Annotated in this window: 14 protein-coding genes and 2 tRNA genes; 11 read left to right on the top strand and 5 right to left on the bottom strand. The window is 62.7% G+C overall.

Annotated elements, in window-relative coordinates; translation table 11 throughout:
• Position 1 precedes the first annotated feature (1 nt).
• From WFJ47_RS00550 to uraH, 7 genes are read left to right on the top strand one after another with little or no spacing between them, the layout of a single operon-like run.
• Positions 2–1,444, top strand: coding sequence for an NAD(P)-binding domain-containing protein (locus WFJ47_RS00550; protein ID WP_127101152.1), 1,443 nt, complete (start codon positions 2–4; stop codon positions 1,442–1,444).
• On the top strand, positions 1,441–1,614 hold the full coding sequence (locus WFJ47_RS00545) for an AtzG-like protein (protein ID WP_336760143.1): 174 nt from the start codon (positions 1,441–1,443) through the stop codon (positions 1,612–1,614). Before WFJ47_RS00550 ends, WFJ47_RS00545 begins: the two co-directional genes overlap by 4 nt.
• Positions 1,611–2,936, top strand: coding sequence for an AtzE family amidohydrolase (locus WFJ47_RS00540; RefSeq protein WP_336760142.1), 1,326 nt, complete (start codon positions 1,611–1,613; stop codon positions 2,934–2,936). The genes WFJ47_RS00545 and WFJ47_RS00540 overlap by 4 nt, the downstream gene beginning before the upstream one ends.
• A complete protein-coding gene (locus tag WFJ47_RS00535) occupies positions 2,936–4,513 on the top strand; it encodes a gamma-glutamyltransferase (protein ID WP_336760140.1) in 1,578 nt (525 codons plus the stop codon). The genes WFJ47_RS00540 and WFJ47_RS00535 overlap by 1 nt, the downstream gene beginning before the upstream one ends.
• Before the next feature lie 20 nt (positions 4,514–4,533).
• The gene (gene puuE / locus WFJ47_RS00530) at positions 4,534–5,430 is read left to right on the top strand and encodes an allantoinase PuuE (protein ID WP_336760138.1); all 897 of its coding nucleotides are present in this window, start codon (positions 4,534–4,536) and stop codon (positions 5,428–5,430) included.
• Complete coding sequence (uraD, locus tag WFJ47_RS00525; protein ID WP_336760136.1) at positions 5,427–5,921, top strand: 2-oxo-4-hydroxy-4-carboxy-5-ureidoimidazoline decarboxylase; 495 nt, start codon at positions 5,427–5,429, stop codon at positions 5,919–5,921. The genes puuE and uraD overlap by 4 nt, the downstream gene beginning before the upstream one ends.
• Complete coding sequence (uraH, locus tag WFJ47_RS00520; protein WP_127101140.1) at positions 5,918–6,250, top strand: hydroxyisourate hydrolase; 333 nt, start codon at positions 5,918–5,920, stop codon at positions 6,248–6,250. The genes uraD and uraH overlap by 4 nt, the downstream gene beginning before the upstream one ends.
• Before the next feature lie 109 nt (positions 6,251–6,359).
• Here the strand turns inward: uraH and WFJ47_RS00515 are convergent, their stop codons facing one another.
• Together WFJ47_RS00515 and lysA are read right to left on the bottom strand one after the other, a co-directional pair.
• On the bottom strand, positions 6,360–9,080 hold the full coding sequence (locus WFJ47_RS00515) for a DUF4175 family protein (protein WP_336760133.1): 2,721 nt from the start codon (positions 9,078–9,080) through the stop codon (positions 6,360–6,362).
• A 3-nt stretch (positions 9,081–9,083) separates the two neighbouring features.
• Complete coding sequence (gene lysA, locus WFJ47_RS00510) at positions 9,084–10,397, bottom strand: diaminopimelate decarboxylase (protein WP_233581970.1); 1,314 nt, start codon at positions 10,395–10,397, stop codon at positions 9,084–9,086.
• Between the two features lie 91 nt (positions 10,398–10,488).
• Here lysA and WFJ47_RS00505 point away from each other — a divergent pair, with 91 nt between their 5' ends.
• The 4 genes from WFJ47_RS00505 (at position 10,489) to WFJ47_RS00490 (ending at position 13,016) form a co-directional block, all read left to right on the top strand.
• Entirely contained in the window at positions 10,489–10,911 is a 423-nt protein-coding gene (locus WFJ47_RS00505; protein WP_408868596.1) for a cytidine deaminase, read from the top strand.
• Positions 10,908–11,684, top strand: coding sequence for a trypsin-like peptidase domain-containing protein (locus tag WFJ47_RS00500; RefSeq protein ID WP_336760128.1), 777 nt, complete (start codon positions 10,908–10,910; stop codon positions 11,682–11,684). The genes WFJ47_RS00505 and WFJ47_RS00500 overlap by 4 nt, the downstream gene beginning before the upstream one ends.
• 80 nt (positions 11,685–11,764) lie before the next feature.
• Entirely contained in the window at positions 11,765–12,169 is a 405-nt protein-coding gene (locus WFJ47_RS00495) for a response regulator (RefSeq protein WP_336760126.1), read from the top strand.
• A gap of 58 nt (positions 12,170–12,227) precedes the next feature.
• The gene (locus tag WFJ47_RS00490) at positions 12,228–13,016 is read left to right on the top strand and encodes an SDR family oxidoreductase (RefSeq protein ID WP_336760125.1); all 789 of its coding nucleotides are present in this window, start codon (positions 12,228–12,230) and stop codon (positions 13,014–13,016) included.
• A gap of 24 nt (positions 13,017–13,040) precedes the next feature.
• Here WFJ47_RS00490 and WFJ47_RS00485 read toward each other — a convergent pair.
• The 3 genes from WFJ47_RS00485 to WFJ47_RS00475 form a co-directional block, all read right to left on the bottom strand.
• A tRNA-Arg gene (locus WFJ47_RS00485) sits at positions 13,041–13,117 on the bottom strand.
• 32 nt (positions 13,118–13,149) lie between these two features.
• Positions 13,150–13,226: transfer RNA gene (locus tag WFJ47_RS00480), tRNA-Arg, on the bottom strand.
• A 64-nt stretch (positions 13,227–13,290) separates the two neighbouring features.
• The gene (locus WFJ47_RS00475) at positions 13,291–13,752 is read right to left on the bottom strand and encodes a hypothetical protein (RefSeq protein ID WP_336760123.1); all 462 of its coding nucleotides are present in this window, start codon (positions 13,750–13,752) and stop codon (positions 13,291–13,293) included.
• Between the last annotated feature and the right edge of the window lie 131 nt (positions 13,753–13,883).

Below are 13,883 nucleotides of genomic sequence, written 5' to 3'. Positions count from 1 at the left end.
CATGCCGAACAAAGCGCTAAACGATCTCACCCGCCAGGTTCACGAGGATCTGGAGAAAATCGCTTATGCCTCGGGACCCTGGGTTTCCTCTGTGCTTACCCATCATGGCGAACCGGTTCTCGATGTCGCCGTGATTGGCGGGGGGCAGGGGGGACTGGCGACATCTTTCGCCCTGCGTCGCATCGGCGTGCATAATGTGCGCGTTTTCGAGCGCGCGGTGAAAGGCCAGGCGGGCCCCTGGGTCACGTTCGCGCGCATGATCACCCTGCGTACGCCCAAACATGTGACAGGCCCCGATCTGGGGATTCCCTCTCTAACCCCACGCGCCTGGTTCGAGGCGCGCTATGGGGCCGATGCGTGGCGCTCACTGGGCAAAATCGACCGACGGGACTGGCAGGAATATCTGGACTGGTATCGCGACACTCTCTCCCTGCCGGTCGAGCATGATCGCGAACTGGTCGAGATCACCTGGCAGGACGGATTGCTGCATCTGGGCTTCAAGGACCAGGAGGGATCGCTTCACAGCGTCTGGGCGCGCCGGCTGGTGCTCGCAACCGGCATCGAGGGCAGCGGGTCCTGGCATGTGCCGGAATTCGTTCGCAATAATGTGCCTGGGCATCTTTATGCGCATACCCATCAACCGATCGATTTCGAGGCTCTGCGTGGCAAGCGCATCGGAGTGCTCGGCGGTGGCGCCTCCGCCTTCGACAACGCCGCAACGGCGCTTGAAGCCGGGGCGCAATCGGTTGCCGTCTGTATCAGGCGCAAGACCCTGCCGCGGATCAACCCGTATCGCTGGATGGAAAATGCCGGGTTCCTGGCCCATTTTCCCGCTTTGCCGGATCTGACACGCTGGCGCTTCATGCGGCGTATCTTCGATCTCAATCAGCCCCCGCCGCAGGATACGTTCTGGCGGTGCAGCCGCCATGACGGTTTCAGCTTTCACGGCGATACCCCGTGGCTCGATGCCCGACGCGATGGCGAGACGATCAGGGTCACGACCCCCCATGGCGAGAAAGTATTCGACTTCCTGATCATCGGAACAGGGTTCGTGATCGATTTCTCCAAGCGTCCGGAAACGGCCTCTTTCGCGCAGAATATCGCTCTTTGGGGGGATCGTTTTTCCGCGCCCGAAGGCGAAGAAAGCGCCGTGCTGGACTCATATCCCTATCTTGGGCCGCAGAGCCAGTTCCTGCCTCGTGAACCCGAGCATCCCGATTCAGCTATGCTGGGCATGATCTATAATTTCACTTTCGCAGCAACGCCCAGCATGGGCCTGTCCGGCGCATCCATCAGCGGTATGCGTTACGGGGTAGACAGACTCGCACGCGCCATAGCGGGTGACCTTTTCGTGCAGGATGGGGAGAAACATCTCGAGAGCCTCCTGGCGTATGATGCCGAGGAACTGGTGAGCCTCGGGCGCGAGGGTGAGGAGCAGGCATGATCGGAGAGGACGAACTCGCTGCCCGTGCGGCAGCTCTTGGACTGGTCATTCCGGAAGAGTATCGTTCCGAGGTAATGCGCAATCTCGCGCTGAACGGGCAGTATGAGGCGCTCGTCATGGCGCTTGACCTGCCTGAGCGCCTCGAACCGGCTTTCGAGTATCATCCATGAATGCCCTTGAACTGGCCCGCGCCATCCGCACGGGCGAGCGACGCGCTGTCGGAGTGATTGAAACCTGTCTGGATCGGGTGACCCGACGTGATGGTGGGATCAATGCGGTCACTCGGCTTCTTGCCCGGCGTGCTCTCGATCAGGCGCGTCATGTGGATGCGCGCGTGGCTGAGGGCATCGATCCGGGACCGCTGGCCGGGGTGCCTTTCGGTATCAAGGATCTGTTTGATGTCGAGGGGGTGGTTACCACGGCAGGGTCTCGCGTGCTTGCCGATCGGCCCGTCGCCGATTGTGACGCGGCGCTCGTCAGCCGTCTGGTCGAGGCGGGTGCAATTCCGCTGGCTACCACGAACATGGACGAATTCGCCTATGGCTTTGCGACAGATAACGCCCATTACGGGCTGACCCGTAATCCGCATGATCCGTCCCGCCTCGCAGGGGGATCATCAGGTGGGTCGGCAGCGGGCGTGGCAGCAGGGTATTTTCCGCTCTCACTTGGCTCGGACACGAACGGCTCGATCCGTGTGCCGGCGTCGCTCTGCGGCGTCTGGGGATTGCGTCCCACCCAGAATCTGTTCCCGACAGAAGGGTCGTTTCCCTTCGTCGCCAGCCTCGATACGGTCGGCCCATTCGCCTCGAGTGCGGCCGATCTGCGGGTCGTGACCGAGATCCTGTCGGGGCAGGCGCTCGGGGCCGTTGAGGCAGGTTCCCTCAGGCTGGCCCGGCTTGGAGGATGGTTCGACACCGATTTGTCAGCTCCCATGGCCGCGGCACTGAACAATTTCTGCCGGGCCCTTTCCATCACGCAGGAGGTCGACCTACCGCGCGTTGACGCGGTGCGCGCGGCAGCGTTCGTGATCAGCGCCTCGGAAGGAGGGGCGCTGCACCTCCAGACGTTGCGCAGCCATGCGTCGCTCTATGACCCGGCCGTGCGCGATCGCCTTCTGGCCGGAGCGCTCGTTCCGGCCCCCCACGTCTTTCAGGCGCACAAGCTGCGACGCTGGTTCCGTGCGGCCATGCATGAGGCGTTTGCGCAGGCCGATATTCTCGTGGCTCCCGCCGTTGTCGGGGAGGCGCCGCCGATCGACGCGCCCATGATCATGGTGAGCGGGCGCAGCGTGCCTGCACGGGCCAATCTGGGCCTCTATACCCAGCCCCTCACCCTGGCGGGGTTTCCAGTACTTACCGTGCCGCTAGCCGTTAAGGGCCTCCCTCTGGGTCTGCAACTCGTCGCCCAGCCGGGACGCGAGGATCGTCTGGTCGCCCTTGGTGAAACCCTCGAGCGCGCGGGTCTTGCCCGTGCCAGAATCCTGGAGGATTGATGCTTTACAGCGCGCGCTCCCGCAGAGGGATGGTCACGGCCCCCCATCATCTCGCGGCTCAATCGGGCAGGGACATCCTCAAGGCCGGGGGCAACGCGGTCGAGGCGGCTGTTGCGGTCGCCGCCACGCTTTCTGTCGTCTATCCCCACATGACCGGGCTCGGTGGTGACGGGTTCTGGATCATCCGTCGCCCTGACGGGGCGATGATGGCCATCGATGCCTGTGGGCGTCTTGCCCAGTCTGCCACACCGGAACTCTATGCAGGGCTCGATGCCGTGCCCTGGCGTGGGGGACTGGCCGCCAATACGGTTGCAGGCACGGTTGCCGGGTGGAGCCGGGCTCTGGCCTATGCCGGAGGGACCCTGCCACTCACGCAGATTCTCGACGATGCCATCCATCACGCCGAGCATGGCATGGTGGTGACCGAAAGCATGGCTGGGCTCATGGCGGCGCATCTCGATGTGCTGAGCTACATGCCCAATTTCAAATCGCTGTTTCTGCCGAATGGCGATATGCCGATTGCTGGTGCGGTGCATCGTAATCCGGCTCTGGCGCGGACGCTCAGGAGGCTGGCCAATGCCGGATTGGGCGATTTCTATCACGGCAAGCTGGCGGATCTGATCGCGGCTGAACTTACCGCCTGTGGCTCACCGGTCAGTCTGGACGACCTGGCGCATCATCAGGCCGTGGCCTCCAAGCCGCTTGAGACTACGCTGCATCACGGGCAGTTCTACAACATGCCCGCTCCCACGCAGGGGGCTGCTTCGCTGCTGATTCTGGCCTTGGCCGAGAGGCTGGGGGTAAAGGGGGCCGATACGGTTGGGGACATTCACTGTTGGGTGGAAGCGACCAAGGCAGCGTTCCTCTGGCGCGACCGTGTGATTGCCGATCCTGCCACCATGACGACCTCCCCGCAGGAACTGCTTTCCGACGCTGCCGCCCTCGATGCCATGGCGGGAGAGATCGATCTATCCCGTGCGGCGCCTTGGCCGCATCCGGTCCAGCAGGGTGACACCACGTGGTTTGGTGTAATGGACGAGCAGGGTTGGGCGGTCAGCATGATCCAGAGCCTGTATTTCGAATTCGGCTCCGGGGTGGTCCTGCCTGAAACCGGCCTGGTCTGGCAGAATCGTGGCTCCAGCTTCAATCTGGCTCCCGGGCGCCTGCGCAGCCTCGTACCGGGGCGCAAGCCGTTCCATACCCTCAATCCGGCCATGGCGACGCTGAATGACGGCAGTCTTCTGTCCTATGGCACGATGGGAGGGGAGGGCCAGCCTCAGACCCAGGCGGCCATCGTGGCCCGCAATGTGATTGCAGGGCTGAGTCTGCAGGACGCCATCACGGCGCCACGCTGGCTTCTGGGCAGGACCTGGGGGGAAACCACCACTACGCTCAAGATGGAGACACGATTCGAACCGGCGATCCTCGACGGGTTGCGCGAACTCGGTCACGACGTCGAGAGCCTGACGCCTTTCGCGACCGCAATGGGTCATGCAGGCGCAATTCGACGCTATGAAGACGGCACCATGGAGGGGGCGACCGATCCCCGGAGCGATGGCGGTGTGGCCGCCCTCTGACACGTGCGAGAGAGACATTCATGACACAGGACTACCCGCGGGATCTGCTGGGCTACGGGGAAGCCCCCCCTGATGCGAACTGGCCCAACGGCGCACGCATCGCTGTACAATTCGTGCTGAATTATGAAGAGGGCGCTGAGAACAACGTGCTCCATGGCGATGCGGGGTCAGAGGCCTTTCTCTCTGAAATGGTCGGGACGCGCTCCATTCAGGGCGCGCGCTGCATGCAGATGGAGAGCCTGTACGAGTACGGCGCGCGTGCGGGGTTCTGGCGTCTGCATCGTCTCTTTACCGGTGCGAAGATGCCGCTCACCGTATTTGGTGTGGCGATGGCACTGGCGCGCAATCCTGCCGTGGTGCGCGCCATGAAGGAGGCCGGGTGGGAAATCGCGACTCATGGCCTGCGCTGGATCGATTACCAGGACGTGCCGGAATCAGTGGAGCGCCAGCACATACGCGAGGCGATCAAGCTGCATCGTGAGGTCACGGGCGCGGCCCCGCAGGGCTGGTACCAAGGGCGCACCAGCCCCAATACCGCTCGGCTCGTCGCTCAGGAAGGGTGCTTCATCTACGACGCGGATTCCTATGCCGACGATCTGCCTTACTATGATCGGCGCTATGGGAAGGGTCAGTTGATCGTGCCCTACACACTCGATGTAAATGACATGAAATGCGTGGCGCTCAACGGATTTACCGAGGGCGAGCAGTTCTTTCGCTATCTGCGTGACAGTTTCGACATGCTCTATGAGGAAGGCGGACGCATGATGTCCGTCGGTCTGCATTGCCGTCTGGCGGGTCGGCCGGCACGGGCGCTCGCGCTCAAGCGCTTCCTCGCCCATATTCAGGCGCATGAGAATGTCTGGGTGGCGACGAGGCTCGATATCGCACGCCACTGGCTGGAGGAACATCCGCTATGATTGGCGCGGAAAGCCGTGATGCCTTCGTGGCGCGCTATGGCGACATCTATGAACATACGCCCTGGATCGTGGAGGCAGCCTGGCCTCAGGCTCCCTTCGAGGACGCGCAGACGATGATCGCCGCCACGTCGCGGATCATCCATGACGCGGGAGAAGCGAGGCAGAAAGCTTTGGTGCAGGCGCATCCGGAACTGGCCAGAAAATTCGGGGTCGATCCCGATCTGGGCCAGCTCTCCGCAGCGGAGCAGGAGGGAGCCGGGCTGGATCGATTGACACAGGAAGAATTCGTCGCCTTTCGGGCGCTCAATGACGCCTATCGCGCCCGGTTCGATATGCCATTCGTGATCTGTGTGCGCCGCGCGACCAAGGATCTCATGCGTCGCGAGCTTGAGCGTCGCCTCGATCAGTCGCCCGAGGTGGAACTGGCGGAGGCGCTGAGGCAGATCGATCAGATAGCCCTGCTGCGGCTGAAAGACAGGACAGGCCAATGACCACGCTTTCGACGCATATACTCGACACGGCAAGCGGCCGTCCCGCAGAGGGAATGCAGGTAACGCTGCTGCATGATGACCGCGTGCTATTTGAAGGCGTCTCCAATGCTGACGGACGCTGTCCGGATCTGAAGGAGATTGCGGTCGGGCAGGGTGCCTATGTGCTGCGATTTGCGGTTGCGGCCTATTTTCGGGCACAGGGGCAGGACCTTCCCGAGCCGCCTTTTCTGGACATCGTGCAGATCGACTTCGGCATGGGCAAGGAAGGGCATTACCACGTGCCGCTTCTGGTCTCGCCTTACGGGTATTCGACCTATCGGGGGAGCTGAGCCGCCTCCCGCATGGGGTATGCGCAGAAGGTACCGATAATTCCACCCTCACTGATGGCCAGCGCCGGGCATTTCTCGCCCTGCAAGACCTGTGCGCGTCGAGTCCGGCTCAGTAGGATTTCAGGAGGCGATCCAGGTAATCGAGTTCGCTTTGCGGGCGGGTACGATCGGCATCGCGTCGGCGTAGCTCGCGCTCGATTTCGCGCGCCTTCTCGCGGCTATCGGCGTCTGGAACGGTGCCGTCAGTATCGGCGCCCGAATGTCCCTTGCCCATCTTGCGTCCCAGCGGATCGCGGTCGTTTTTGTCACCGCCATCACCCTGCGTGTCGTCATCTTCTGATGATTCCTGGCTCTGACCGCCTTTCTTGCCGCCGCCCTGGGCGTGCTGTCCTGTGCCCATGGTCGGCAGGAGCGCAATCGGACCCCCACCGTGATTCTTGCCCTTTTGCGCTTCGGTCATCTGCTGACCCGTCTCGGCCAGATCCTTGAGTACCTGCCGGATGGCGGTTTCGGCTGGGCCGTCTTTTGCTGAAGCGAGAGCCTGGCGCGCCGCCTTCATGTCGCGATCGGCTTTGGTCAGCCCATCCATGGTCTTGCCCGTGAGTGCTTTGATGTCGTCATTGAGCAGGCGCGCCACCATCTGCAGGGCGCGCTGCGCGGCATGATCGCTGCGTCTCTGCTCGTGCTGGGCCGTGAGTTCTTCCGGCGTGAGGGGGGCAGGAGCGGTAGCATCGGGTGGGGGCGACGGTGCGTCCATGTCGGGCGGAGGCGTCATGCCCAGGCGACGCAGTAATTCCGCCGTCGGCATGGTGCTTACATCCTCTCCCGCTGCATTGGAGCCCGACTGGTTCTGCTCGGCTTCGCGTGCGGCGCGCTGTCCAATGCCGAGCCGGGACTGCACATGATCGAGCAGAGTGGTTTCGCGGCGCACGAGATCATGCAATGCGGCACGCTGGGCCTGCGCACGGGCGCGGGCCTGCAATTGCTGTGCAATCTGGGCGAGGTCCTGTGGCGTGGCGCTGCGCATGCGCTCGGCCATTTTTGACAGTTCCTCAAGACGCTTGAGAGCCTCATCGGCCTGTCCGTTGGCGGCATCGGATTGCAGGCGGCGCATCAGGCGCGAGGCCGGATCGGTTCCGCCATCCGGCGTCTCCCCGATATCGGGCATGGCCGTACCCATCTGCAGGCTGCGCTGCATGAGTGCCTGCATGCGCTGGTCCAGCGCGTCTTTCAGCCGTTTGAGCCGGTTGCTGAGTTCCTGCTGTTCCTCTTCCGTATGTCCGGCATCGCCAAGCGCGCGCATGTGGGCAATCTGATCCTGCACTGCTCTCTGGGCAGCGCGTATCTCCAGATTGGCCTGCGCTGTCTCTCGATCGCTCGTTGCGAGATCTTCCAGATACAACGCCACTGCCCAGCACAGGCCGAGCGTGTTGTCCTGCGCCTGATCGGCGTCCGGATCGTCGAGCTGGGCTGCGGCATAGAGCAGCGCAAGCATGCTGCCCTTTTCGTCCTGCGGCAGGGTTCCCGCCAGCGCCCTGAGCTCGTCTGCCGCTTCAGGAGGAGAGTCCTGACCAAGGCCAAGGCGATGACGCAGGCTGATCAGGGCGCGGGCGGTAGGGTTGTGAAAAACCCGCGCAGGCAGGGTCACGGTCTCGGCCTTGCTCGTATTTTCCTTGCCGCCACGGCTGGCAGCGTGGAGGCGTATCGTCACCTTCTCTCCGGCCCAGAGAGATTCGGTCAGATCAGTGGCGAACACGCCTTCCGGTTTGGTTGGCATGGCTTTGAGAGGGATCGGTACCGTTCGGGCCGGAAGATCCTTGCGCGATGGCAGCGTGATCTCGGCCCAGAGACGGGCGATGCCATGGGCTTGAGACGCACGATAAGGCAGGAGGAGGGTGGTGCCATCTTCGGCTTTGTGCGGCGCGGCTTGCCACGAGATCTCGGGAGGCAGGTCAGGCTCGATTTCGAACTGCCACTCTCCCACCGTGCGGCCGCGTGACCGTATCGATACCCGACCGCTATGCATCAGATGGGTTGTGAAGCTCCAGCTTCCGGGGTCGAGCTGACGGACGGTGACATCACCCGTCTCCACACCCAGAAGATGTGGACCCGAGCGCGCGCCCGTCACGTGGATGGTCAGGGTTGCGTCCTGAGGGATGCGGGGCGGTGATGCGGCGGCAGAGAGGAAGACAGGAGCCCCCGGAGCATAGGCGGGGAGATCGATCCAGGCTTCGATCTGCGGAAGGGCCACGTCGCCATCATCGACTCCGGGCAGGAAAGCCGCCTCGAGCCGGGAGGGGGCCTTCGAGCCCGCCATGACCAGCGCGAGCGCGAGGCAGACGCCAAAACCCGCCCAGCCTGCCATGCGCCTCGGGGTCCAGGACAGGACGGGCCATCCCGCACGCAAGGGACCGATGGCCTGGCGAAGCCGCTCCATGTGGGCCTGCCAGAATAAAGTCTCGTCGCCATCGGCGGGGAAGTCGTCCAGAGCCGCAAGCGGTCTGTGTCGCAGGTTCGATTTCTGTTCGAGGCGTCTGTCGATGGCCTGCAGCCGCGGGGGCTTCATCCGTGACAGATTGCGCGCCGCGAGTGCCAGGGCGCCGCCGCCTACACCCGCCAGCAGAAAGGCATGAAGTGTGTCTGGCAGCGATTGCGGAACGCGCACCAGGCCGCTGAGCGCATAGCCTCCAACAAGGGCGAGTGGCCACTGCACCGCAATCCACGCCGACTCGACGCGAAGCACATGCCTGGCGCGCTGACGTGCCTGGCTGACCCGCGCCTCGAGCGAGAGAGAGGCGGCCTTGGCGGGGGCGGGCTGCGCCGTGCTCACGGATTAACCGGCCGACCCGGCGCCATCCAGCCAGTCGGGAACGCCGTCGTCATTCCAGAGGGCTTCGAGGGGCTGTCTCTTGCGAATGATCTGCCATTTGCCGTTTTCGATCATCACCTGAGCCGCCAGCGGGCGACTATTATAGGTCGAGCTCATGACCGAGCCATAGGCCCCTGTATCGAGAACGGCGATCTGGTCACCCGGGCGCAGTGCGGGAAGGAGACGATCCTTGGCGAGAACGTCGCTCGATTCACATACAGGTCCGACGACGGTCTGGGGGGCGGTTTCCGCATAGGCCAGATCTGGGGCGAGGGGGATGATGCCGTGCCAGGCACCGTAAAGGCTTGGGCGGGCCAGGTCGTTCATGGCGGCGTCGACGATGACGAAATCTGACACGCCTTCGCGTTGCGCCTTGAGGTCGATGATCGAGGCGAGGAGAAGGCCTGCCGGTGCTGCGATCCAGCGACCTGGCTCAATGGCGAGTTTGAGATCAAGCGCGCCCAGGGTCTCGACGATGGCGCCCGCCAGAGCCGCAGGCGGGGGCGCCAGCTCGTCACGATAGCGTACCCCCAGCCCCCCCCCGCAATCCACCACGGCGACAGGCAGACCTTCGGCGCGCAGCCCGACCACGAGCTCGGCGATACGCGCATAGGCTGCCTTGAACGGTGTGGGGCTCAGGATCTGGCTGCCGATATGAGTCGCGAGCCCTCTGATCTCGATTCCTGGCAGGGTGCTGGCTTCGCGATACAGGAGGGGCGCGTCGTCCCAGTCGATTCCGAATTTGTCTCCCAGTCGGCCCGTGCTGATCTTGTCATGGGTTTGCGCATCGATATGCGGATTGACGCGCAGCGCAACGCGGGCGGTCAGGGTCGAGGCGCGAGCAAGCCTAGACAGGCGCCGTAACTCCTCGACACTTTCCACATTGATCTGGCCGATTTCCTCCTGAAGCGCGAGCATCAGTTCGGCATCGGTCTTGCCCACGCCCGAGAATACGATATGCGCCGGATCGATCCCAGCCTGAAGCGCACGGCGCAATTCGCCTCCGCTCACCACATCGGCGCCGCAGCCTTCCTGACGCAACACGGTCAAGGTCGCCTGATGATCATTGGCTTTCATCGCGTAGTGCAATGCGATATCGACGCCACGCTCCGTGAAGGCCTTGCGCAGGTTACGCGTGCGGCGACGCAGCGTCCCGGCACCCGTTACCCAGCATGGCGTCCCGACCGCGCTGGCGATGGTCTGAAGGGGTACGCCCTCGAAAAGCAGTCCGTCCTGCCCGTCCATGTGAAGAGAGGGGCGAGACGCGAGAAGGTTCATGATATCAGGGTCGTGGCGTGTCATGCTGGACAGACTACAAGGGCAATCTGCAGCTTCCAAGCTGGGATTGCGAAGCGAGGAGGGATATTTGATGACCGGGGATCTGATCGAGGCGGCCCTCGCTGCCAGGCTGCGCGCCTATGCGCCCTATTCGCGGTTTCAGGTAGGGGCGGCACTCCTCTGCAAGGGGGTGATCCATGCAGGTTGCAACGTCGAGAACGCCGCCTATCCACAGGGCAACTGCGCCGAGGCGAGCGCCATTGCCGCGATGGTAATGGCGGGTGGGCGCCGTATCGAGGAGATCGTGATCGTGGGATCGGGTGAGGCCCCGTGCACGCCATGTGGCGGGTGCCGTCAGCGCCTGAGGGAGTTTGGCGCGCCGGAATTGCCCGTCAGGATTATCAATACGGAGGGGAAGCTGGTTCTGGACACAACTCTCGAGGCACTTTTGCCCTGGTCATTCGGGCCGGACCATCTTTCGGCGGGAAACACCGGCGAAGAACCTGGCGCATGATAACGGGATCAGAGTTTTCGCCTGCTGCCCCGTCGCGCCGTCTTCGGCGTCTGATGCGGATCGGCATGATGCTCGCTCTGGGTACCCCCTTGCCCTCCGAGCGTGTCTCGGCACGCCCCTCGGCTGCCGCATTGCCCGGTGTGGGGCAGGGCGCGCGCCACGCGATCGATGTTGGCCATATGCCGTGGCGTATACTGGGGCGGGTGCAGACTGAACTGGGCGCACGATGCACAGGCTTCATGGTCGCACCCTCTGTGATCATGACGGCAGCACATTGCCTGTGGCGGGATGAAGCCGCCAATTTCGTTCAGCCTTCGAGCGTGCATTTCATGCTTGGCTACGACACGGGTTCTTGGCGCGCGACGGCCCGGGCGGTCCGGTTCATCATCGCACCCGCTTACGATCCGTTCCATCCCCTGCGAACGAGCCAGGCCGACCATGCTACGCTGATCCTGGATCATCCACTTGTAGCGTCGGGCGAGATCCTCCCCATGGTGACGCCTGCGCCTGGCATGAACGCGATGTTGGCGGGGTACCAGCAGGACAGGAAAGAGTTGGCCATTGGCGATACGCAGTGCCACGTGGTGAAGGTGCGTGGGCAGCTGATCGATCATGATTGTGCCGCAACGCGTGGCGCAAGTGGCGCTCCGTTGTTGGTGCAGAAGGATGGGCGCTGGGGAGTGGCGGGTATCGATGTGCTTGCCCATGACGGCCAGGGCGGCACCGCGGTCGGTCTCGCCAGCGAACAGGATCCTGACGAAACTGTTAGATAGAAGTAACAAGGTCCTGAACGAACTGTAAGGCATTGGCGCCGTTGATGTAGCTCAATGCTCTTTCGGGAGAGACGGGGACCATGTGCGCAGATTTATCGTTCGGTACCGCTCGCTCTAGCGAGCATCATGCAGCGCCAACCGTTCTCGTTGTTGAAGATCAGGTTCTGCTGCGTCTTTACGTATCCGATATGATCGAACAGGCCGGCTACACGGTCATTTCGGCCGAGGACGCCGATGAGGCGCTCAGCATGATCAGCCTCAATCCGCAGATCCAGATTGTCTTCTCCGATTTTGAGATGCCGAGTGCGATGACCGGCTTGGAACTGGGTCATCATCTCTCACGCACGCGGCCCGATATGGGCTTTGTGCTGACGTCAGGGCGGCAAATGCCCGGGAGTACCTTGCTCCCGCCCCGCAGCCTTTTCGTCGCCAAACCCTTTCTCGAAAGTGATGTCTGCGCCGCCTTGGCGCATTGCATTCACTGACCTCGTCAATACTTTCCCCTAACGATCCCCAATAAAAACAAGAATATGGGATTGCACCATGGATACGACCGATCAGGGTCGCGGACCCAGCGGGCGTATCCCGTTAGGGTCTGTGCCTCGCTCTCTCCGGCCGAGGCCAGCCGTGTTGATCACTGGCGGAAGCCAAGGCGTTGGCCGAGCTGTTACCCTCCGTTTTGCCCAGGCGGGCCACCCTGTGATCCTGACCTACAGGGGGGATCCGGTCCAGGCGCAGGCACTTGCCTGCGGAATCGCGCAACGGCAGGGACGCGCTCTGGCGCTTCCTCTTGATATACGCGACCATACCGAGATCGCTGCCGTGTTCCAGAAAAGTGCCGTCGTCTTCGGCCCTATCGGTGTGGTGGTCAACACGACTGGCATCTCCTGCAGAGCCGTCCCGCTCACAGCAGTCGAACCACAGGAAATCGAGACGGTCATCGACACGAATATCCTAGGCACGGTGCTCGTCAGCGCTCAGGCGGTGCGTCACATGGCGCTTTCAGCCGGGGGCAACGGGGGCGTGATCATCAATATCTCGGCTGTTCCCGTGCGATCGAAAGGGATGTCCCTTCATGTGCCCCAGACAACTTCGGTCGGCGCTGTCGAGGCTCTCACGAGGTCCCTGTCCGACGAGGTCGCACCGGATGGCATACGGGTCGTGGCGGTAGCCCCGGCAATGGAAGGGCACAGGGAATGCGTGGGCTCTACCGCGAACAGATCATGCGGGGCCGGGGTCATTACAGCGGAGGATATCGCAGATGCGGTGTTCTTCCTGGCCTCTGATCAGGCGCGCGCCATTACGGGGACAATACTGACAGTGTCAGGCTGATTGGTTTGTCGGCGAAGGAATGAATGGCGCACCCGAAAGGACTCGAACCTCTAACCCCCAGATTCGTAGTCTGGTGCTCTATCCAATTGAGCTACGGGTGCGTGGTGATCACTTGAGCGATCACGCTATATACTGGCGCACCCGAAAGGACTCGAACCTCTAACCCCCAGATTCGTAGTCTGGTGCTCTATCCAATTGAGCTACGGGTGCGTCGTGGGGCGGGTTCTACTGCGAGTTTCCCGACCCTGCAAGAGGGAAAAAGAATTTTTTTCAATCAATGATTTGGACGTGTCATGACGATATGAGCGCGGCAGGTGGGAGCCCCGTAAATGCCGCCAATGGCATTCCCTACCGGATAGCCGTTGAACACGATGCTATAGGCTTTACCCTGTGCGTCCTTCAGGTCGAGCTGGGCATGATAATGGTGTGGGTCCGTGCCCCGCACGCCCTTAAGCACCAGCGCGTTATCTCCCGGTGTGAAGCTGATGACTCTGGTGCCGATCTGAAGGGTCGAATCAGTGGTCGTCGGACAACTTCCCTCATCGGCCACAAGCGCTCCGGTCCAGAGCCCGATGGGATCCTTGCTTGGAGGGGCAGGCGGGGAGCAAGCGGTCAGGCTGGCGCTGAGCCCCAGGAGAGTCAGGCATGTTGTCCTTATGCCGGAGCCACACCGCATATTTGCGTCAGAAGCCAGGCGAACCCTCGCGGAGGCGGTGAGGAGGGGGAGGAAGGGCATGATTCTCTCGTCCGGGTGAAGAAATGGTGACATTTAGCGGGGGGCAAATGCGTGCTTTGGGATGACGATGCCCTGCGAACATCCTATACGATGCCCACAGAACTTGCCCATGCACGACGTGTTGAAAGAGC

Origin of the sequence: Asaia sp. VD9 (genome assembly GCF_037150015.1) — a bacterium.
Classification (GTDB): Bacteria; Pseudomonadota; Alphaproteobacteria; order Acetobacterales; family Acetobacteraceae; genus Asaia.
This window is presented reverse-complemented; position numbering and strand designations above follow the sequence as displayed.